This is a genomic window from Mycobacterium sp. (assembly GCF_049608025.1).
In the GTDB taxonomy this organism is placed as follows: domain Bacteria; phylum Actinomycetota; class Actinomycetes; order Mycobacteriales; family Mycobacteriaceae; genus Mycobacterium.
On record NZ_JBMYXC010000047.1, the window covers coordinates 1 to 20,799 of the forward strand.

At 65.2% G+C, this 20,799-nt stretch carries 20 protein-coding genes; 12 read left to right on the forward strand and 8 right to left on the reverse strand.

The features are described 5' to 3' along the window. Window positions 1-280: 280 nt before the first annotated feature. Complete coding sequence (locus tag ACPGXI_RS14050) at window positions 281-586, forward strand: GlsB/YeaQ/YmgE family stress response membrane protein (RefSeq protein WP_526653898.1); 306 nt, start codon at window positions 281-283, stop codon at window positions 584-586. Between the two features lie 70 nt (window positions 587-656). Here ACPGXI_RS14050 and ACPGXI_RS14055 read toward each other — a convergent pair whose 3' ends face one another. Further along, window positions 657-1,424 carry a CPBP family intramembrane glutamic endopeptidase gene (locus ACPGXI_RS14055; RefSeq protein ID WP_526653900.1) on the reverse strand — a complete coding sequence of 256 codons (768 nt, stop codon included), beginning with the start codon at window positions 1,422-1,424 and terminating at the stop codon, window positions 657-659. 258 nt (window positions 1,425-1,682) lie between these two features. On the opposite strand from ACPGXI_RS14055, the gene ACPGXI_RS14060 reads away from it, so the two are divergent. Together ACPGXI_RS14060 and ACPGXI_RS14065 are read left to right on the forward strand one after the other, a co-directional pair. Further along, on the forward strand, window positions 1,683-4,034 hold the full coding sequence (locus tag ACPGXI_RS14060; protein WP_526653902.1) for a CaiB/BaiF CoA transferase family protein: 2,352 nt from the start codon (window positions 1,683-1,685) through the stop codon (window positions 4,032-4,034). Window positions 4,035-4,047: 13 nt separating this feature from the next. Further along, complete coding sequence (locus ACPGXI_RS14065; protein WP_526653904.1) at window positions 4,048-5,523, forward strand: acetyl-CoA acetyltransferase; 1,476 nt, start codon at window positions 4,048-4,050, stop codon at window positions 5,521-5,523. Window positions 5,524-5,646: 123 nt separating this feature from the next. On the opposite strand, the gene ACPGXI_RS14070 is transcribed toward ACPGXI_RS14065, so the two are convergent. Beyond that, a complete protein-coding gene (locus tag ACPGXI_RS14070) occupies window positions 5,647-6,642 on the reverse strand; it encodes an alpha/beta hydrolase (protein ID WP_526653906.1) in 996 nt (331 codons plus the stop codon). A gap of 248 nt (window positions 6,643-6,890) precedes the next feature. Further along, window positions 6,891-8,201 (reverse strand): alpha-amylase family protein, encoded by a 1,311-nt coding sequence (locus ACPGXI_RS14075; RefSeq protein WP_526653908.1) that lies wholly within the window; start codon window positions 8,199-8,201, stop codon window positions 6,891-6,893. Window positions 8,202-8,469: 268 nt separating this feature from the next. On the opposite strand from ACPGXI_RS14075, the gene ACPGXI_RS14080 reads away from it, so the two are divergent. Further along, a complete protein-coding gene (locus ACPGXI_RS14080) occupies window positions 8,470-8,853 on the forward strand; it encodes a cupin domain-containing protein (RefSeq protein ID WP_526653910.1) in 384 nt (127 codons plus the stop codon). 108 nt (window positions 8,854-8,961) lie between these two features. Then, window positions 8,962-9,570: a hypothetical protein gene (locus ACPGXI_RS14085; RefSeq protein WP_526653912.1), complete on the forward strand. Its 609-nt coding sequence runs from the start codon at window positions 8,962-8,964 to the stop codon at window positions 9,568-9,570. A 95-nt stretch (window positions 9,571-9,665) separates the two neighbouring features. On the opposite strand, the gene ACPGXI_RS14090 is transcribed toward ACPGXI_RS14085, so the two are convergent. After that, window positions 9,666-11,681 carry an FUSC family protein gene (locus ACPGXI_RS14090; protein ID WP_526653914.1) on the reverse strand — a complete coding sequence of 672 codons (2,016 nt, stop codon included), beginning with the start codon at window positions 11,679-11,681 and terminating at the stop codon, window positions 9,666-9,668. A gap of 32 nt (window positions 11,682-11,713) precedes the next feature. On the opposite strand from ACPGXI_RS14090, the gene ACPGXI_RS14095 reads away from it, so the two are divergent. Beyond that, the gene (locus ACPGXI_RS14095; RefSeq protein WP_526653916.1) at window positions 11,714-12,433 is read left to right on the forward strand and encodes an EthD domain-containing protein; all 720 of its coding nucleotides are present in this window, start codon (window positions 11,714-11,716) and stop codon (window positions 12,431-12,433) included. Next, on the forward strand, window positions 12,430-13,188 hold the full coding sequence (locus tag ACPGXI_RS14100) for an enoyl-CoA hydratase/isomerase family protein (RefSeq protein ID WP_526653918.1): 759 nt from the start codon (window positions 12,430-12,432) through the stop codon (window positions 13,186-13,188). The genes ACPGXI_RS14095 and ACPGXI_RS14100 overlap by 4 nt, the downstream gene beginning before the upstream one ends. Before the next feature lie 4 nt (window positions 13,189-13,192). On the opposite strand, the gene ACPGXI_RS14105 is transcribed toward ACPGXI_RS14100, so the two are convergent. Both ACPGXI_RS14105 and ACPGXI_RS14110 read right to left on the reverse strand, forming a co-directional pair. After that, the gene (locus ACPGXI_RS14105) at window positions 13,193-13,390 is read right to left on the reverse strand and encodes a (2Fe-2S)-binding protein (protein WP_526653920.1); all 198 of its coding nucleotides are present in this window, start codon (window positions 13,388-13,390) and stop codon (window positions 13,193-13,195) included. A 10-nt stretch (window positions 13,391-13,400) separates the two neighbouring features. Beyond that, window positions 13,401-14,033, reverse strand: coding sequence for a fatty-acid--CoA ligase (locus ACPGXI_RS14110; RefSeq protein ID WP_526653922.1), 633 nt, complete (start codon window positions 14,031-14,033; stop codon window positions 13,401-13,403). A gap of 248 nt (window positions 14,034-14,281) precedes the next feature. Here ACPGXI_RS14110 and bfr point away from each other — a divergent pair, with 248 nt between their 5' ends. From bfr to ACPGXI_RS14130, 4 genes are all read left to right on the forward strand, one after another. Continuing rightward, window positions 14,282-14,761 (forward strand): bacterioferritin, encoded by a 480-nt coding sequence (gene bfr / locus ACPGXI_RS14115; RefSeq protein WP_526653924.1) that lies wholly within the window; start codon window positions 14,282-14,284, stop codon window positions 14,759-14,761. A 67-nt stretch (window positions 14,762-14,828) separates the two neighbouring features. After that, entirely contained in the window at window positions 14,829-15,311 is a 483-nt protein-coding gene (locus ACPGXI_RS14120; RefSeq protein ID WP_526653926.1) for a carboxymuconolactone decarboxylase family protein, read from the forward strand. Between the two features lie 33 nt (window positions 15,312-15,344). After that, a complete protein-coding gene (locus tag ACPGXI_RS14125; protein WP_526653928.1) occupies window positions 15,345-16,706 on the forward strand; it encodes a type I glutamate--ammonia ligase in 1,362 nt (453 codons plus the stop codon). Further along, the gene (locus tag ACPGXI_RS14130; protein WP_526653930.1) at window positions 16,707-17,813 is read left to right on the forward strand and encodes an amidohydrolase family protein; all 1,107 of its coding nucleotides are present in this window, start codon (window positions 16,707-16,709) and stop codon (window positions 17,811-17,813) included. A gap of 46 nt (window positions 17,814-17,859) precedes the next feature. Here the strand turns inward: ACPGXI_RS14130 and ACPGXI_RS14135 are convergent, their stop codons facing one another. Both ACPGXI_RS14135 and ACPGXI_RS14140 read right to left on the reverse strand, forming a co-directional pair. Further along, entirely contained in the window at window positions 17,860-18,327 is a 468-nt protein-coding gene (locus tag ACPGXI_RS14135) for a nuclear transport factor 2 family protein (RefSeq protein ID WP_526653932.1), read from the reverse strand. Beyond that, complete coding sequence (locus tag ACPGXI_RS14140) at window positions 18,317-20,119, reverse strand: N-acyl-D-amino-acid deacylase family protein (RefSeq protein ID WP_526653950.1); 1,803 nt, start codon at window positions 20,117-20,119, stop codon at window positions 18,317-18,319. The genes ACPGXI_RS14135 and ACPGXI_RS14140 overlap by 11 nt, the downstream gene beginning before the upstream one ends. Before the next feature lie 222 nt (window positions 20,120-20,341). Here ACPGXI_RS14140 and ACPGXI_RS14145 point away from each other — a divergent pair, with 222 nt between their 5' ends. Next, window positions 20,342-20,737 (forward strand): hypothetical protein, encoded by a 396-nt coding sequence (locus tag ACPGXI_RS14145; RefSeq protein WP_526653934.1) that lies wholly within the window; start codon window positions 20,342-20,344, stop codon window positions 20,735-20,737. Window positions 20,738-20,799: the final 62 nt, after the last annotated feature.

Sequence of the window (20,799 nt, forward strand, 5' to 3'; positions counted from 1 at the left end):
GCCTCCGCCGCCGCCGCTGGACCCGAACGCGCCGCCGCCGGACCCGAACGCACCGCCGCCGGACCCGAACGCGCCGCCGCCGGATCCCAACGCACCGCCGCCACTCGCAGAAGTGGGTGTGCCCGTCCCGGTAGACCCCAATGATGCGCCGGAGATGCTGCCGCCCGCGTAGCCCTTTGTTTCCGATTCCGCAGCGAAACTGCAACCCGCGACGGGTACATCTAGGCGATAATTCAATAGGGCCAGTCCCGGCCCGGATGACGATAGGCAGGAGATTGCCATGGAGATCGTTGCGGCGACAGAATTCCTCGCACGCTCGTCCACCCAGACAAGTGTGGGCTGGATCGGCTACATCATCATCGGAGCCATTGCCGGGTGGATCGCGGGGAAGATCGTCAAGGGTGGTGGCTCCGGCATCCTGATGAACATCGTCATCGGCGTGATCGGCGCCCTCATCGGCGGATTCCTACTGAGCTTCTTCCTCGACACGGCCGCTGGCGGTTGGTGGTTCACCTTGTTCACCGCGGTCCTCGGCTCGGTGATCCTGTTGTGGGTCGTGGGCATGGTGCAGAAGAAGAAGGTCTAGCCGCTTCTAGCGGAACCGCGATCGACAGCGGCGCCTAGCCTTCAGAGCAGGCGGCTGCGCCAAAGCGGCGTCAGGCCAGGTGCCACACCAAAGCGGCTGCCAACGCCCCCAGCCCGTTGAGCGACCAGTGCAGAGCGATGGGCGCAATAAGGCTGCCGCTGCGGCGCCGTAGCCAGGTGAACACGAAACCGGCCGCCGCAGTCGCCAACACGGCTCCCAACACGCCGGCGGCCATGCCGAAGACTCCGCCGCCCAGAATCCTGGTGAAGCCCACATTGCTGGCTGTGAGCCCCATTGAGGTGGCGACATGCCACAGCCCGAACAGCACGGATCCCACAGCCGCGACACCTCGGAATCCCCACGCGCGGTCCAGGGCACCGTGCAGAACGCCGCGGAAAGCGAGTTCCTCGGGGATCACGGTCTGCAGCGGAATGATGATCATCGAGGCGATCAGAGCGCCTGACAGTGTCGCGTAGTTGTCGTTGAGGAACATCGGTCGCGTCCATGGCAGCAGTGCACCGACGGCGATCACAGTCCCGACGAGCGCGACCGCGGCCAGGGCGTAGCCGGCCCCCGACTTCCAGTGCTCCCGGCCCAAGCCGATCTCCGACCAGCCCAGTCCACGCGAGCGGACCAGCATGAGCAGTCCGATGGCGGCTGCAGGCACGACCGCGATGTTCGCCCACGGCGTGGTGAAGTGCGCCAGCAGGTTCGTGAACGCGAGTACGACAATGACGATGGCGATGTCTGCATAGATCCGGAAGTGGTAGAGCGCGGACAATTGAGACACCAACGGGTGGGTTTCTTGTGGTGCATGGACCACGCTGACGTCAGACATAACCGCCCCAGAGTACCGGTGTTTCCATCTGCGCAGCTCAGCTGTGGCTCACTTCACCACGATTTCCCTGAAGATGGGCTTCGCCGACTATTCGTGGTCGCCGCCCCCGGGGGCCGCAACAGCATCGGCGGCGCTGTCGAGATCCGCCCCTCCGCATGCTCGTGAGCTCCAGCCCGTACCCGATGGCAGAAGCGTCTCACTTCTGGTGCGGCGTTATGGTGATCAGTCACCGTCGACAGTCGAAGGGCAGGTCGGTAGATGGCCGAGGGATCGTTGCTCACCTCCCTGCGTGTGCTCGATCTTTCGTCGGGCCAGGGTGACGCCGTCGGCAGGCACCTGGCCGACCTCGGCGCCGAGGTACTCAAGATCGAACCACCCGGCGACAACCCGGCCCGGCGCGCGGCGCCAAGCGTATCGGAGGCCGGCATCGCGTTCGCGCTGAACAATGCCAACAAGCGCTGCGCCCGCCTCGATCCGGCACACCCCGCCGATCGCCGGCGGCTGATCGAACTCGCCGGCAGTGCCGATATCGTCATCGATTACGGAAACCCGGGCAGCGCAGCTGCATTCGGAACATCGCTGCAAGCCCTTGCCGCCCGGTTCGGCCATCTTGTCGCACTGTCAGTCACCGATTTCGGCACGACGGGCCCCTATTCATCCTGGCGGGCTACCGATGCGGTGCTGTATGCGATGTCCTCGGCACTGTCCCGCACCGGGCCGACGGCAGGGACGCCGGTGCTGCCGCCGACAGGTGTCGCTTCGGCAACGGCGGCGGTACAGGCGACCTGGGCCACTCTGGTCGCCTATTTCAATCGATTGCGTTGTGGAAGAGGGGAATTCATCGATTTCTCTCGATTCGAGGCGGTGGTGCAGGCACTTGATCCGCCGTTCGGCGCCGAAGGGCAGGCGGCTGTCGGCCTGCGGGCCAGCACTGAATTGTGGCGCGGGCGCCCCCGTAACCAGCAGATTTATCCGATCTTCGAATGCCGTGACGGACATGTCCGGATCTGTCTGTTGTCAGCCCGCCAGTGGCGGAGCATGCGCGCCTGGCTGGGCGAGCCCGAACAGTTTTCCGACCCCGAATACGACACCATCGCCACCCGGTATGCCGCTTCCCGCGCAATCAATGCCGCCATCGGCGAATTGTTCGCGCCCGAGACCATGGCTTCTCTGGTCGGGCAGGGCCAAGCCCGCGGTGTACCGATCGCAGCGGTGCTGACGCCGGCAGAAGCCCTGTCAGCAGAGCACTTTCGGAGCGTAGGTGCACTGTCCACTGCCGAGGTGGCGCCCGGCGTGAGGGTACCGATCCCGGTCGGGCCGCTGGTGATCGACGGTCGTCACCACGGTTTCCGGCGCAGTACCCCCCTCGCAGGCGCCGACGACCCCGAATGGGCGGCGCAGCGGTCGTCACCGGAACCGCCAGCGGCGGACGCGGCAAACCGGCCGTTTGACGGCCTGCAGATCCTGGATTTGGGCGTCATCGTTGCCGGCGGCGAACTGGGCCGGTTGTTCGCCGATATGGGCGCAGAGGTCATCAAGATCGAAAGCCCCGCCTATCCCGACGGGCTACGGCAAGCCCCGGCAGGAAAGCCGATGAGTCGGTCCTGGGCTCTGACCCACCGCAACGAGCACAGCTTGGGCCTGGACCTACGCCAGCCATCCGGCGCTGAACTGTTCAGTCGTTTGGTCCAGGGCGCCGATGCCGTGTTCGCCAACTTCAAGCCGGGAACACTGGCTGCACTCGGGTTCTCCTACGATCAGCTGCAGGCCCTGAATCCCCGCATCGTCCTGGCCGAGAGCAGCGCGTTCGGCGACCGTGGGCCATGGAGTGCACAGATGGGCTACGGCCCGCTCGTCCGGGCGTCGACCGGTGTCACCCATTTGTGGAGGTCCCCAGACGCAGAAGCAGACAGCTACTACGACGCGACGACCGTCTTTCCCGACCACCTGGTCGCCAGGCTCACCGCGATCGCCACCCTGGCAGTCCTGATCCGCCGCAAGCAGACCGGCGTCGGCGGTCACGTGCACATCTCGCAGGCCGAGGCGGCGATCAATCAGCTTGCTGAAGCTTATGTTGCTGAATCAGCAAGGACTGCAGGACTTCCGGTAGTTGACGATAACGCCGTTCACGCAGTGTTTCCGTGCGCGGGGGAGGACGAGTGGTGTGTCATCTCGATAGCCTCCGCACCGCAGCGGGCAACCCTGGCCGAATTGATCGGGAACGCAGAATTACCCCAAGACCGCTCAGCGATGATTGCTGCGCTCTCACAGTGGACGGCGAACCAGGACAAGAACGAGGTCGCCGCTCAACTCCAAGAGCTGGGCATCCCCGCAGCGCCGATGAACCGTGCGGCAGATGTCGCCGAGGACCCGCAGCTCGTCTTCAGGCAGCTGTACACCGCCCTGGCTCATCCGCTTCTGGATGCACCCATACTCAGCGAAACCGCGCCGGCGCAGTACACCCGCATCCCGCGCGCGCCACTGCGGCCCGCACCCATGCCCGGCGAGCACACTCGCGCGATCTGCCAGAAGGTCCTCGGGTTGAGCCCCGAGCAGATCGACAGGCTGATCATCGACGGAGTGCTGTTCACCGACCAGAAGACGAGTTAGGGAGGACCGCTTGATGTCCCTTGACCCAAGGACGCCGGTACTAGTCGGGTACGGGCAGATCAACCAGCACAGCGAGAATCCCAGCGTCGAACCCGTCGATCTCATGGTGGCTGCCGCGCGCAACGCCGCCGACCCCCGGGTGCTCGAAGCGCTCGATACGGTGCGCATCGTCAACTTGCTGTCGTGGCGCTATCGGGACCCGGGACTACTTCTGGCGCAGCGTCTGCGGGCCGACAAGGCGACCACCCGCTACACCGGCGTGGGCGGAAACGTGCCACAGTCGCTGGTGAATCAGGCCTGCCTGGACATCCAGCGGGGCACTGCTGGTGTCGTACTCATCGCCGGGGCGGAGACATGGCGGACGACAAGCCGGCTGCGGGCCGCGGGAGTCAAACCCGACTGGACTCGCCAGGCCGAATCGGTGCCGATAGCGCCGGGGTCCGATGACGGAGTGCCGATGGCCGGGCCCGCGGAGATCCGCATCAAGCTCGACCGGCCCGCCTACGTCTACCCGATTTTCGAGCAGGCGGTGCGGATAGCCGCTGGTGAGACGCGAGACCAACATAGTCGCCGCATCGGTGAACTCTGGTCGCAGTTCAGCGCGGTCGCCGCCACCAATCCGCACGCCTGGAGCAGGGAAGCGCTTACCGCCGAACAGATCTGGCGGCCGGCCCCGAACAATCGGATGATCAGCTCGCCCTACACCAAACTGATGAACTCCAACAACATGGTCGACCAGGCCGCGGTATTGATCCTTACCTCGGTGGAGAAGGCGATTGCTCTTGAGATTCCCACGGAGCGATGGGTTTTTCCGTACGCGGGAGCCGATTCACACGATACCTACGCGATCGGGGAGCGGGCGGAACTCTTTGCCTCTCCGGCGATCAGGATCGCCGGCAGGCGGGCGCTGGAACTTGCCAGGGCCGGGATCGACGACATGGATCTGGTCGACGTCTACTCCTGCTTCCCCTCGGCGGTTCAGATCGCGGCCCGCGAACTCGGACTGCCGATTGGGGATTCGAGTCGCCCGTTGACCGTCACCGGCGGCCTGACCTTCGCGGGCGGCCCGTGGAATAACTACGTCACTCACTCCATCGCGACGATGGCCCAGCAATTGGTGGCACGGCCGGGCAGCCGCGGTTTGATCACCGCCAACGGGGGATACCTAACCAAACACAGTTTCGGCGTGTACGGAACCCGGCCGCCGGAGCATGGATTCCGTTGGGAGGATGTCCAGCCCGTGGTCGACCAGGAGCCTACCCGCGAAGCTGTGGTCGCCTGGAGCGGAGTGGGGACTGTCGAATCATGGACGACGCCCGTCGACCGGGAAGGGCGGGCCGAGAAGGCATTTCTGGCGGTCCGCACGCCTGAGGACGCGCGGGTGCTCGCGGTCATAACCGCAAGCGCTGAGGCCGAGGCCACCCTGGGCGAGGATATCGCGGGTGCCAAGGTGCAGATACATGCTGACGGCACCGCCTCACTGGTGTAGCCGGTACTGCCGAGGGCGCCCTCAGTTCCCGACCTGCATGGCAAGAATAGTTCCGGACCTACACAGCAAGAAGCCTGCCGTTCCGGGGGGAAACGGCAGGCTCCCTGGGTCTTTCGGTGGACGCTAGGCGGTGTTCTGAGCCCCCAGCACCCGTTGGATGTCCGGCTTCATCTGCAGCAACTGCTGACCCCAGTAGCCCCAGCTGTGCGTCCCGTTGGACGGGAAGTTGAAGACACCGTTGGTGCCACCCGCCGCGATGTATTTGTCGCGGAAGCTGATGTTGGTCCGCAAGGTGAATCCCTCGAGGAACTGCGCCGCGATCAGATTTTGACCCGGGGTGCCGGTGTCCAGATCCGATGGAATGCCGGTGCCGCAGTACACCCAGATCCGGGTGTTGTTGGCCACCAGCTGAGCGATGTTGACCATCGGATCATTTCGCTTCCACGCCGGATCCGAAGACGGACCCCACATGCTTTCGGCATTGAAGCCGCCGGCGTCGTTCATCGCCAGACCAATGAGCATCGGCCACCAACCCTCGGACGGGTTCAGGAAGCCCGACAGCGAAGCGGCGTAGACGAACTTCTGCGGATAGTAGATCGCGTAGTTCATCGAGGCGCTACCGGCCATGGACAGACCCACGACCGCGTTACCATTCTGCGACACAGCGCGATTGGCCTCCAACCACGCCGGGAGTTCCTGGGTGAGGAACGTTTCCCACTTGTAGGTGTAGTTCTGGCCGTTGCCCCGTGACGGCTGATACCAGTCGGTGTAGAAACTGGACTTTCCACCCACCGGCATTACGGTCGACAGCCCAGACTGGTACAACCACTCGAACGCCGGGGTGTTGATGTCCCAGCCGCTGTAGTCGTCCTGGGCCCGCAGGCCGTCGAGCAGGTAGACCGCGTTCGGCCCGCCGCCCTGGAACTGAATCCGGATGTCGCGATTCATGGCCGGGGAGAACACATCCAGATACTCGACCGGCAGACCCGGCCGGGAGAACGCCCCTGCGGTCGCCTGACCCCCGGCGAAGCCGATCAGCCCGGGCAGTGCCGCTGCCGCCATGGCGGCAGTGGCCACCCGACGCAACCACTTACCTCGAAACTTCTCTCTCAACTTCATAGCGGCAACCAACCCACCTTTCTGTACAAGTCCTGCGTGCCTGGCAGTACTACCGTCGCTGTGCACGGGTAATGCAACACGCTGGCGCGCTCCGAACCGCCTTCCGACACAACGAAATGACGTCGCGTTTGGCTAACGATTCCGACTCGGGGTGGACTCGCGCGACCCGGTCGGAGCCGTGGCGCTGTACTGGTCAGTCGGTCGAGCCGGGTGACGATTCGGACAAAAGTGCCTGAGAGACGAGCCCCTCACCGCGGCCGCGGTGCCAGGATCAACCAGCCGTTGGCGGGTACGACCGCTTCGGCCACGACTTCGATGGGTGGCGCGCCGGAGCCCGCCACCACCTCGGCGGCGGCGAACCCGAGTTCGGGCAGCGGTATCAGCATCGCCTCATCGCCGACGTTGAGTGCGACCAGGAGCGCATCGTCGCCGTTGCGCGTGACGTAGACGTACCGGGAATTGGTCAGGTGCAGGGACTCGGTCCGCGCGGTGTGCAACCAGGGGTGGCGGCGGCGCAGGCCGATAAGGTGCTGGTGGGCGCGCAACACTTGTCGCCCATGATCACCGACTCCCTCATGGGGAGAACCGAATTCGGGTCGAACGGCATCGTCACCGCCGAAGCGTTCCTCCTTGACACCCCGGTAGGCGGACTCGTCTCCGGCGTAGACGCTGGGCGTTCCGCCGGTGGTCAACAGGATCACCAGCGCGTGTTCCACGTGGTCAGGATTGGCCAACACGCTGGCAATCCGGGTGACATCGTGGTTTCCGATGAACGTCATCGGCACGAAGGTGTCCAGAAATTCGTTGTGCCGCAGAAGGGCCCAGTCCAGCTCGTGAAAGTTCGCATCGTTGAGGCTGCTCCAGATAGCTTTCCAGAGTTCGTACTGGGTGGCCGAGTCGAATCCGGCATCGTGCACCTGGGCGCCATAGTCCCCGTGAATGACCTCCGCGACGAACCACACCTGCGGAAACACTGCGCGTACGCGCGGCAGAACCTGCGCCCAGAAATGTTCGGGGACAGCGTATGCGGCATCAAGTCGCCAGCCGTCGGCGCCGCGACCGAGCCAGTGGCACATGACGTCGACGGTGTAGTCGATGACCTCGTCGTGCTGATGGTCGAGCGCGATCAGCCCGTCGTGGCCCTCGAAGGTGGCAAACTCACCGTTGCGCATCGGAAACCACGATGCGTCGCCGTCGGCCAGGGCGTCCCGGTAGCGGGGAAAATCGATTCCGACATGGTTGAAAACACCATCGAGCAGGATCCGCAGACCCCGTTCATGCGCTTGGGAGACAAGGTGATCGAAGTCTGCGTCATCGCCCAGCCTCGGGTCGATGCGGTAGTGGTCAGTGGTGTCGTACCCATGGCTGCGCGAGGCGAACACCGGCCCCAGCGCCAGACCCGAGGCGCCGAGTTCGACCACGTAGTCGAGCCAGTCGACGATGGTCCGAATCCGGTGCTCGGCGACGGTCGGCGCCGGATCGGCGGGGAAGGCGCCAACGAAGCCCAACGGATAGATCTGCCACCAAATGACGTGTTCTACCCAACTCGGTTCCGTCATGCGTGCTCCTCGCGCAAGCGCTCGCCGGTCGCAGAATCTACCGCGGTCGTCCCCGCTGACCGCCACATGAGAAGTCTAGGAGCCCCACGGTGGTTCTTCGCAGACAACTGACTCCCGACAACTTGATCAGGGCTACGAATTTGATCAGCGCCGAGAATCGGATCAGGGCTGGGAACCCAAACAGCGCCACGGGCGGGCCCCACCCGACTACGGTTGCCATCGCCATGGACAGACCATTTCTGGAGAGCGGCAGCGGCAGGAGGCCGACATGATCCGATGCGTTCGACTGTGGACGGGCCAGGACGGCGCATCCCACGTCGAAATCGGCAGGATCGACACCCAGCCCGGCCGCAACCACGACCTGGTGTCAGCCGCCATGTCGACTGCCCACGTCACTCTGGAGGAGACCGCGAGTGGCGGAGCGCTTGCCTGGCATACCGCACCGGTTCGCCAGCTGGTCGTGACACTGTCCGGAACGCTGCTGTTCAGCACGCGCGGCGGCGAGGAGTTCACGCTGCGTCCCGGCGACATCCTCCTCGCCGAGGACACTGAGGGCTCCGGACACCAATGGCAGCTGCAGGATACGGATCCGTGGCGCAGGATGTATGTCGTTCTGGACCAGGGCGCTGAGGTTCCGTTCGTACCCGACTAACCGGACCAAGTCGTCTGCCACTCGCGCAGCCCAGGTGGTTGTCAGCACGGCGTCTTCGTGCATACTTCGTGGCGCGGTACGTCAACACTGAGGAGCAGCATGAGGTCCATGGGGATCGTAACAGCGGTGGTCGCGGCAAGTGTTTCCGCAGTGGGGCTGGCCGGCCCGGCCATCGCCACTGATGAGATCACCCAGAACGCGGTCGGAACCTACGAGTTCCAGGGGAAGTCAGTGGGTAAGCGCACCTGGATCGCTGACCCATGCGAAGGGGACGTGCCCCGGTGCATCCAGATCACCGAGTTCGGCGCCAGCGACACTGACCGCGGAGACGTCCAGTGGAGTGGTAACGCACACTGGCAAGTCGGCTCGTGGATCATGTTCGTCGTTGTGCCCAACGCACTTGAATGCGAGGACGGGACCGAACACGATATGCGGGTCAACTACTCGTGGGACGCAGTCGAGAACACCGGTTGGCGCTCCTACAACGACGCCGGAATCTGCGGTGACGATGCCGCGACCGTCGCGACGCCCTTCACGTTGACCAGGACCGGGCCTCCGCCGCCTATGCCTGAGAACGCCATTTTGCCGCCGCCGGCCGCGGTGGCGTCCCTTCCGCCGGCGGACGCGGTGGCACTACTTCCGCCGGGAGCCGCCGAGGCGCCCATGCTGCCCCCCGCCGGCGCTGAAGCACCAGCGCCGCCCGCCCCGGCCGAGTAACTGGCCCGAGGTCGCACGATCCGGCCACAGCTTGGTGGGTCCCAGGCGCGTCTGAAGCGTGTCGAACAACCCGCTGCGGTCGGGCCCCGGGGTGTTCATCGACCCGCAGTTGGCCCGGAGCCGGCCGCGACCACCGAGAGCTGGCGGGTAATGGTGCCGACCTCGGCCACCAGCACGCGTGCCGAACCGATCTCGGGCCCGCTCTCGGACACAGCGTCCCGCAGCCGCTGGTCAGCGTCCGCCAACTCGGAGATGTTCACGGTCCACGGTGAAGCCGGCGTCGGCGGGTCACCGCACAGCGACTCCAGGTACTCGTCGACCGCCAGCACGAACGGCGGGCGCCATGCGCCCGGAACGCTGCCCGGGAATCCAGCTTCCAGCGTCGTGCACGCAGTCGTGATCGCGTTCAGCGCCGTGCGATAGGAACTGAGCCAATGGCGCAGCTCGCGCGATTCCATGCGGGTGGCCCCGGCCGCGGCCTCGAAGGCGGCACGCGCCCGAACTGCGCGCTGCCACGAAGCGTCCAGCACTTCGGCCGGGTGGTCGACCGCGTGGACACATGCCTTGATCACCGTTGCCGCGTAGTCGATCTCCGTCTTCAGCAACTCACCTGCCCGCTGCCCCAATCTGGTCAGGGGGTCGTCGGGCAACAGAACGTGGGCGAGCACCGCCAAGGCCCCGCCGCCAATCGCGGCGAACAACAGCTCACCCATTGTCGCCGTGTTGGGCGCGCGGTCGATGTTGATCAGAAAGACCACGGCAGCGGTCAGCGCCGTAGACATGGGCAGGTATCCGAACCGGGACACCACATGAGCGACCCCGACGAACACGACCGCCAGTACCGTCGACAGCTCGGGTCCGGGATACAACACCATGAGAACGGTGGACGCGACGACGATGCCCAGGACATTGCCGGCCACCCGCCCTGCGCAACGCGTGTAGGTATGCGCGGTCTCGGGCCGGAGCGCCATCAGTATCGTGATGGGGATCCAATAACCCTGTGCAACACCGGTGTAACGCTCGATAGCACAGCCGGCGGCCACTGCTAAACCCAGCCGTGCCGCGTGCCGGAACACCGGCGAATGCCGGTTCAGGTGACTCAGTATGAGATGCGCCGCCGATCGCACCGTGGTTCTCAACTCCGGCCGCCGGTGCCGCAGGACATCGGGGGAGGACGGCACGAAATCTCCCAGCCGGATCGCCACCGCCTCGTGCAGCTGTATCGCGAGCCGATGCACCAGCGCCGAATCCGATTCGGTCGACTCGGTCGACTCGGCGACTGCCACGTCCAGGCGACGGATCGTGGCGTCGGCGTCGGCGCGGGCTGACCGGCCGGTTTCGGCCACCGCCGCCATCGTGTCGGCCGCCGCGGCCAGCACGCTCGTCAAACCTGGTCGTCCGGCCAAGCCACTCAAGGTCGTGGCGATCCGTTCCGGCAGTCCGTACCAGTCGCGGTATTCGGACGGACGCCGTCTGACCTGGCGGCCGTCGATCAAGGTGAATGCGGCCCGCAGCCTGATCAGCGGTTCGGTGTCAACCGCCGGCGCATCAGCGGTGCCCTCTTGGGCCAGCCTGCGCGCGTCGGCGGCCAGCGATCGGTACGCCGCGGCGAGCGCTTCTCGTTGCTCACGCCAGCGGCGTCGCGGCCAGAGCGCAATGAGGCCCGCCTGGACCAGTCCGCCGGCGACGACCAACGCCGGCACGGCCAGCGTCGACGACTGCGTCGGTGCAACAGGGGAAGCGATGACCATCAGCACCGCCGACGCACTCCCGATGAATCCGGCATGGGCCCCGAGGGCCCACAGCATCGCCGTACCGAAGCACCAGAGCGCGACCGTGGCCACGAATAGTGCGGAAGTCGCCGATGTCAACGCTCCCAGCAGAACTGCCAACCCCATGAGGACCGAGACCATGACGACGAGAGGTATCCGGCCCCGCGGACTGTCCTGCAGCGCCGTGGCCCCCGCCATGGCAGCCCCCGCCGTGACGGCGGTTGCCGACCCGGCAGGGCCCCAGTTGAACGCGACCGCAGCGACCACCATGACGCCCAAGAGACTGCGCAGGACCGCAGCGAGGTCCGGCACCACCGGCAGAGTCAAGCCCTTGAGCACCCCTACATTCTGGCCCCGGATAGGTTCGACTAGTGGAAAAAGTCATCATCATCCTTCGGGGAACTCCCGGCGACGAAGGATGGTGCACGCGTTTACGCACCGACGTCGCCCAAAAGCTCCTCGACACCGGTGCGCCGGGCGTGGCGATCAACGTCCGCGACGCGGTGGTCAGCGATGCGCTGATGACCTTGACCACTCTGAATCCACCGGTGACTGCCTTCGTCAGCCTGTGGACCGACCAGTGCTACGGGGAGCAGATCCGCGCCGCAATTGCGCTGTTGAGCGAGGTTTGCGAGCAGTTCGCGGCATACTTGGTGACCGAGTCGGTACCGCTGACACCCCCGCACACCGATCCTGGCCAGCGAACCCCGGGCTTCGCGAACGTGGCGCTGCTGCGGCGGCCGGTCGAACTGGACCAGGCAACCTGGCTGGCCCGCTGGCACAACGATCACACACAAGTCGCCATCGAGACCCAGTCGACCTTCGGATACACGCAGAACGCCGTGGTACGCGCGCTCACCGACGAATCTCCGCCGATCTCGGCGATTGTTGAAGAACTGTTTCCCATCGAGGCCAGCTCGGATCTGCGCGCCTTCTTCGGTGCGTCCGACGACGCCGATCTACAGCACCGCATGGCACGTATGGTGGCCAGCACCTCGGCGTTTGTCGACAACCGCGATGTCGACACCGTCCCGACGAGCCGCTATGTGCTGCGCTCCGCGTTCGCCTCGAGGGCTACGCTGCAGCCGTGACAGTGCAGATCAGCGACGACAAACGGGTCCGCACCCTGGTTCTGGACAGGCCCGAGGTTCTCAACGCATTCAACGAGGAGCTGTATCACGCCACCGCGGAAGCACTCCGGGATGCCGCCGACGATCCCGACGTCGCGGTGGTGCTGCTCACCGGCGCGGGGCGAGCGTTCAGTGCGGGCAACGACCTCAAGGAGATGCAGGCGCGCATCGCCGACTCCTCGCTGAGCAGCGCGGGCAGTCACTTCTCGACGATGATCAGCGCGTTGACAGACCTGCCGAAGCCGCTGATCTGCGCGGTCAACGGGGTCGGTCTGGGCATCGGCGCGACGATCCTGGGCTACGCCGACCTGGTCTTCATGTCGTCCACCGCCAGGCTGAAATGCCCGTTCACCAGCCTCGGCGTAGCGCCTGAAGCGGCCTCGTCGTACCTGCTGCCGAAGCTGATCGGCAGACAGAACGCGGCGTGGCTGCTGCTGTCCGCGGAGTGGATCGACGCGGCAGAGGCTCAGCGGATGGGCATCGCGTGGAAGGTGTGCGAGCCCGACGAACTGCTGCCTGAGGCGCGCAAGCATGCGGAGATTCTTGCCTCCCGCTCGATCCCGAGCCTGGTAGCGGTCAAACAGACGATGGTCGCCCCGTACCGCGCCGGCATCAGCGAAGCCACCGAACGCGAGAACGCGCACTTCCTCGAATTACTCGGGGGCGCTGCCAACTCGGCCGCGCTGGCGGACTTCACCGGCCAGCACGAGGCCTGAGCCGTCAGCGGCTGATGCTGTTGGGCTGGCGGTCAGCGGCTTCCGGATGCGCCGCAATGATTGCCCGCAGGGTGCGCCGGCAGCGGCCGCAGTCGGCTCCGGCGCCGCAGGCCTCGGCGATCTCCCTGGACGTTCGTGCGCCGTTGGCCACGACTTCGTTGACCACGTGGGTCGTGGTTCCGGCGCACAGGCAGACAAACATTCCGCGCCCGCTAACTCTGCTCGCCGACGCTCATGACGTGGGCGAATCTGCCGACGAACCGGGTGGGGTAGGCCCCTGAGCCTGCGTTGCCCATCCACTCCGCGGCCGCATCGGGGTGCTGGATCCACTGTCGCGCGGTGACCTCGTCCCCGATTTCCTGCAGGATCAGAACCTCGTGACCGTCATCGAGTGCGCGGTAGACCCAAATCTTGCGAATACCGCTTTGCTCGAAACGCTGGATTCCCTCGTGGATGTTGAGCATCAAAGCGGGTACGTCGCCGACCGAGGACATGACGCCCATCACGACCCGTCCGATATGTTCCTCGTCGCTGGGCGGGCCGAGATCGATTTTCTCGACGACCTCGCCCCCGAAGATCGGCGGAATATCGTCAGCGCCGGAGATATCGAACCACTCGAAAATCGCCGGTGACCGCAGGACATCCCGGATTGACCGGGAATGTCGAATTCCGATCGTGACCAACACCCTGCGCGGTTCCCAGACCGATTCGTACAAGACGACGTGATGGGCCCCAATCGACGACAGGCCGTCCCGATGTTTTTTGAGCCATGCCCACATCCGGCCGACGTCATCGACACGGAAATCGCAGGCCAGAATGTATGAGCGCACACCATGCTCACCCATTGGTAACCTCTCCCGCCTGCCGCGCCAAGTAGTTAGCAGAGTCTAACCTTACTTGCTCGGAGTGGTCCAGACGGCCGGGCCGTGCGGGCTCCGGCGACCCGGACCGGGGTGGCCAAACTCCGGAAACACGCCGCCGGCAGTGAATAGGGTGCGCAGTCGCCCGCGGTCGTGCACTAGATTGGAGGTGCCCGCACACAGTCCGCGCTGAGAGCGCACGCGACCAGTCATCAAGGCGTTGAGGAGCGATCATGCAAGGCGATCCCGAAGTTCTGAAGCTGCTCAACGAGCAACTGACGAGCGAACTCACGGCGATCAATCAGTACTTCCTGCATTCCAAGATGCAGGACAGTTGGGGCTTCAGCGAATTGGCGGCGCACACCCGCAAAGAGTCGCTCGAAGAAATGGTGCACGCCGAGGAGATCACCGACCGCATCCTCATTCTGGACGGGCTGCCCAACTATCAGCGGCTGTTCTCCCTGCGAGTCGGGCAGACGCTGCGCGAACAGTTCGAGGCGGACCTGGCGATCGAATACGAGGTGGTCGGGCGCCTCAGGCCGGGCATCATCTTGTGTCGCGAGAAGGGCGACGCCACGTCGGCGCAACTGTTCGAGAAGATTCTTGCCGACGAGGAAATGCATATCGATTATCTCGAGACGCAGCTTGACCTGATGGGCAAGCTCGGCGATGAGCTCTACTCGGCCCAGTGCGTGTCCCGCCCGCCCCTGTAACGGTTCCCAAGCCAGCCCAGCGGGCAAGCGAGCCAGCACGACAGGGAAGGCCCCGTACCATTCGGTCATGAGCCGAATCGGGGACTTCGCCGACGACGACGTTTCGGGTTTCGCAGTGAAATCACCCGAGTTGGGCGCGGCAATGGCCGGCTTCAGCCGAGCGGTATATACCAAGGGCAGGTTGCCGATGCGGGTCCGCGAGGCCGCCCGCATCGTGATCGCGCACGCCAACGAATGCGTGGTGTGCCAGAACACCCGGGACTCCGAGGGCGAGGCCCACGGCATCGACGAGGAGTTCTACGACTACGCGGGGCAGTGGCGGACCTGGCCCGGCTACAGCGACGCCGAGCGGATTGCCATGGAGTTCGCCTATCGATTCGCCACCGACCACACCGGACTGCGGGATGACGAAATCTTCTGGGACCGCGCCAAGGCGCACTTCGACGACGAGTTGATGACCGATTTGGCGATCTCGTGTGCGATGTGGGTCGGGATGGGCCGCATGCTGCGGACCCTCGACATCGGCCAAAGCTGCAAGATCACCCTCTGAGCATCTGGCGCGGCGGCACCGTGACTGGTATCCATGGCTGACATGGTCGCCAACCCGCTCGTCGCCAAAGCCATCGCCCAGTTCGAGGCAGAGGGTGTCAGCACTCTGATCGGTACCGTGGTCAACCCCGCGGGGCTCACCCACGCCAAGACCATTCCGCTGCGGCGACTGGGAGCGTTCGCCGATCCCGGGCTCGGCGCCAGTCCGGTCTGGCATGTGTTCGCCATCGATCAGACCGGCATCGTGTTCGGCGAGTCGACCGGGGTGGTGGGGGACGAGCGCATCCGTATCGACCTGGGGGCGCTGCGAATTCTTGGTGACGGATTAGCTTGGGCTCCAGGCTCTTTCTTCCATCAGGACGGATCACCAGATCCGCGCTGTTGCCGCGGGGCGCTCAGCCGGATAGAGGCGCGGCTATCGGAGAGCGGCATCGAGGCGCTCGTCGGCCACGAAATGGAGTTTGTGCTCGTGGGTCCCGGCGGCGAGCCACTGCCGTCGCATCTGTGGGCGCAGTACGGCCTAGCGGGGGTGCTCGAGCACGAAGGATTCGTCCGGGATGTCACCGACGCCGCGGCCGCCTCCGGGGTGCTGATCGAACAGTTCCATCCCGAGTACGGCGCCAATCAGTTCGAGATCTCCCTGGCTCCCCAGGAGCCCGTGGCAGCAGCCGATCAGCTGATCCTGATGCGCATCATTGTCGGCAGAGTGGCCAGACGGTACGGGATGCGGGCCAGTCTGTCGCCAGTTCCCTTCTCCGGAAGCGTCGGTTCTGGTGCCCATCAACACTTTTCGCTGACACGTGGAGGATCCGCACTGTTCGCCGGCGGCGCCGGCCCCGGGGGGATGACGGCAGAGGGCGCCTCCGCGGTCGCGGGGACGCTGGCCGGGCTGGGACAAGCTCAGGCTGTGCTGTGCGGCTCGATCCTGTCGGGATTGCGTATGCAGCCCGGCCACTGGTCGGGTGCCTACACCTGCTGGGGCATCGAGAACCGCGAGGCAGCGGTGCGTTTTCTACCTGGGGGACCGGCCAACCCGCGCGGCGGCAACGTTGAGGTCAAGGTCATCGATCCCTCCGCCAACCCCTATCTCGCATCGGCCGCGATCCTCGGTCTGGCGCTCGATGGCATCGACCGCGCGCTGGAGGTACCCGAGGGGGTCACCGTCGATCCATCCACGCTGAGCGAGATCCAGCGAGACGAAGCCGGCATCTGCCTGCTGACCCCCCGACAACCCGAGGCGATCGCCGCCCTCGACCGATCCTCGCTACTGCGTGGCGTTCTCGGGGACGACGTGGTGGACGCGGTCGTCGCGGTACGGCGCCATGAACACGACAATTATGCCGACCTGGGGCCTGAAGACCTTGCCGAGAAGTTCCGCCTCGCCTGGAGTGTATGAGTGACAGCGCTGCGCGAGCACATCGAGGCGGTGCGACTGGTCGATCACCACGCGCACGGTTGTTGGCTTACCCAAGGTGATCGCAATCGCTTCGAAAACGCACTCAACGAAGCCAACACCGAGCCGCTGGCACCGTTCGACTCGGCCTTCGATACTCAGCTCGGCTTCGCGGTCAGGGCCCGCTGCGCACCGCTTCTCGGCCTGACCCCGCACGCCGACGCCGACGCCTATTGGCGGCGCCGCAGCCAGGTCTCCGAGCCTGAGCTCGCCAGGTTGTTCCTGTCCGCGGCGCGGGTGTCGGATTGGCTGCTCGACACCGGATTCGCCCACGGGGTAGCCGATCTCGATGGCATGGCCGGCCTCGCGGTCGGCGACGTACGGGAAGTGGTTCGGCTGGAGTCGGTCGCCGAACAGGCCGCGGCCGCACCCGGGGACTATGCTTCGGCGTTCGATGACATCCTGTGGCGGCGAACCCGCAAGGCGGTGGCGACCAAATCGATCCTGGCCTACCGCGGCGGCTTCATCGGCGACCTCTCCGATCCCTCGCCCGCCGAGGTCACCGACGCCGCCACCCGCTGGCGCGAGGACGGCGGAACCCACCTGACCGATCGGGTACTGCTGCGCTTCGGCCTGCACAGGGCTCTGCGGCTGGGCAAGCCACTGCAGTTCCATGTCGGGTTCGGCGATAGGGATTGCGACCTGCACGCCGCCAATCCCATGCACCTGCTCGATTTTCTGCGGGTCAGCGGAGATACACCGGTCATCATGCTGCACTGCTATCCCTACGAACGGGAGGCCGGATATCTGGCTCAGGCATTCAACAATGTCTACCTCGACGGCGGCCTTGCCATCAATTATCTGGGTGCGCGCGCGGGCGCGTTCATCGCGCGGTTGCTGGAGATGGCCCCATTCCGCAAGATCCTGTACTCCTCAGACGGTTTCGGCCCGGCCGAACTGCACTATCTCGGCGCGCAACTATGGCGCGCCGGCATCGCCACGACGCTGCAACGCTTCCTCGAAGCCGACGAATGGAGCCCTGCCGACGCCGCCCGGGTCGTCGACCTGATCGCGCACGGAAATGCCCGCCGCGTCTACCAACTCGGCTAGAAGCCCATGGCGCGGTGAGATCTGGGCAACGCTGATGAGCCCGACCTCACACCAGCCCGGTCGCGTCGAATACCCAGGACATGTCCGCAGTGGCGAAGTCCGCCAGCCACGTCGGTGGCGCATGGTTGGTCAGCGCACCCATGTCCCAGTAGTCCTTCCACAAAGTGATTTTGCCGTTCTCGACGCGGTGCACGGTGACGAACTGAAGAACCGCGGATTCTCCTGTCTCCCACTGCCACTCTTCCTGATGCTCATACATGACGTCGGCACCGCTGCTCACCATCAGGCCGTCAGAGTTCTGATATGAGGCCAACGGCTGCAAACCGATCTTCAGACGTTTGACAATGTCGTCCGGTCCGCGGGCCGCCGCGGCAGGCCCCACCGGCATGTCCAGATACAGGCAATCGTCAGACAGGTAGGTCTTCAGCGCTGCCCAGTCACGGCTTGACAGCGCCGACCACATTCCGCGGACCGCTGATTGGACCTGCGCGCCATCGGTGGCGTCAACCGACATGGGCCAGCCCACTTTCCTGCTCGGTTACGGCAGGCGCGCTGTGGGCGGCGCGCAGGAACCTTCCGGTGCGCCGCGTTCCGACCAGTTCCGTGGGTTCACCGCCGAGGAACACCGCCCTGCCTCCGACGAACACGGCGGTTACGGTGTCGTCGTTGCGATTCACCATCCGCGGCAGGCCGCCGTACTGGTCGACCGGATCTTCGGCGTAGGTGTCCAGGGCCGAATCCAGATGCGCCGGGTCGATGATGACGAAATCGGCGCGGTCGCCGACCCGTAGATGGCCGGCATCGATGCGATACCAGTCCGCCAGTTCACCGGTCAGCCGGTACACCGCCTGCTCGATGGTCATGAACGGAACACCCGAGCGCGCGGAGTCTCGCACGTGGCGCAGTAACCGCAGGCCCATGTTGTAGAAAGCCATGTTGCGCAGGTGGGCACCGGCATCCGAGAAGCCCATTTGGATACCGGAGTCGCGGGCGAGTTTCTTCAGCACTTCCGGGCGATGGTTGGAAATGGTGGTGCGCCATCGCAGCGCACTTCCGTGTTCGAGCACTAGATCCAGGAACGCGTCGACCGGATGCACACCGCCCCGGTCGCGGCCCACCTGTCCGAAAGACTTTCCGATCAGCGATTCGTCTGGGCAACTGACGATCTCGGCATCGAAGAAGTCGCGGTGCCAAACTCGCAGACCGAACTTGCTGTCGTACTCCTTTCGGAACTGTCGACGGTAGGCCTGGTCCCGCAATAATTCGTTGCGCTCCAGTTCGGATCGCAGATGCAGAGCCGCAGCGCCCGCTCCGAACTCCTCGAAGATCACCAGGTCGATGCCGTCGGCGTAGACCTCGAACGGCACCGGCAGGTGCTGCCAGCGGAAGTTCCCACCCAAACGGTTGATCAGCCTGGCAGCGGGTCCCATCATCTTCACCGCGAACGGGTTGGACTTGACATCGGCGGCGGACAACAGGCTGGTCTTGAGGGGTTTTCGGAGGATGCCGAGCGACTGGAATACCTGTGAGGCCAGGTTGCCCGGGTTCTCGATATCAGGCCCGGACTGCAAGATCCGGCCGGAGCGGCGCAGCAGCGACTTCAGCCGACGCAACTCGCGCGGTTTGGCATAGGTCGACGGCAAGGTGCGTGAGCGGCAGACTTCTCCGTCCAGTTTGTCGAAAAGCAGCTGCTGAGAGGACATTCCGACGAAGCCCGCGCGCAATGCCTCGGTGAGCATGTGCTCCATCTGCTCCTGTTCGCCTTTGGTCGGACGGTCGTCCTTACGGGTGGCGCGGTCCAGGCCCATCGTCGCTGCGCGCATGTCGGAGTGGCCGATGAATGCCGCGAGGTTGGGTCCGAGCGGACGCGCTTCCAGGGCCGCGATGTACTCCTCGCCGCTGGCCCAGGTCTTGTGTTGGTCCACGGCGTCGATGACGTGTTCGCGGGGGATGGCTTCGACCCGGCCGAAGATGTCCCCGGCATCCTGGCCGTCCACGTAGACCGTCGACAGCGAGCACGAACCGAGCAGCACGGTGGTGACACCGTGCCGCAGCGATTCCGACAGTGCCGGCCCGCCCAGCACCTCGACGTCGTAATGAGTGTGAATATCGAGCATGCCGGGCAGTACCCACTTCCCACTGGCATCGATCACCTGCGGGCAGTCGGTCTCGTCGAGCGCCTCGGTCGTGATGGAAACGACGTGTCCGGCGCGGATGCCGAGGTTGCGAACCGCCGACGGCGCTCCGGTGCCATCGAACCAACGGCCGTTGCGGACGATTGTGTCGTACCTCGCATCGGTGTCCATATCTCCCAATCCACTCACCGCCACATCACACCGCCCGCACCAGCGGGTGTCAACGAAATCTGTGAACAGATTCCACTTACTGTCAACTACAGTACGTGAACTGCGACGACGCGATTGGATGCGGTTCCAGGGCGTCCTGGTGCCGGGGCTCCGGCGGCGAACTCGACCCCGTTGCGGCTCATTGCCCGATAAACAGCCCCCGACGTGATTTACCATCCAGGGATGTTTAGGACGTTCGCTGTTTTGGCGGCCACCTCGCTGGTCCTCGGCTCGACTTCAGCGGTCGCTGGCGCCCAGCCAGCTGAGCCGCCGTGCAACTACCGACTGACTCCGCCCACCGTGGTGAACGTGTCGGGCACCGACATGGTGACCGCGACGCTCACCGTGGGTGCGTGCGACGGGGCGGTCACCTATCAGACTGTGGCGTGCCTCCAGATGCAGGGCAACGATGGCGCCGGCCAGTGCTCGAAAGGCAGAGGGATCCTGCCCGCCACGGTGTTCTTCCAGCCCTACCACCCGGGCGCCACCTACACCTCGACCGGCCGCGGATGCGCGAACAAGGGGAATCCGCCGCAGCAGTTCTGCGCGGAGCGCGGGCCGATCACTGCCACCCTCTAAGAACCGCCACGCGTAGGCACCGCCACACTGCACGACCGGCGCTGCTAGACGACGACCGGGCT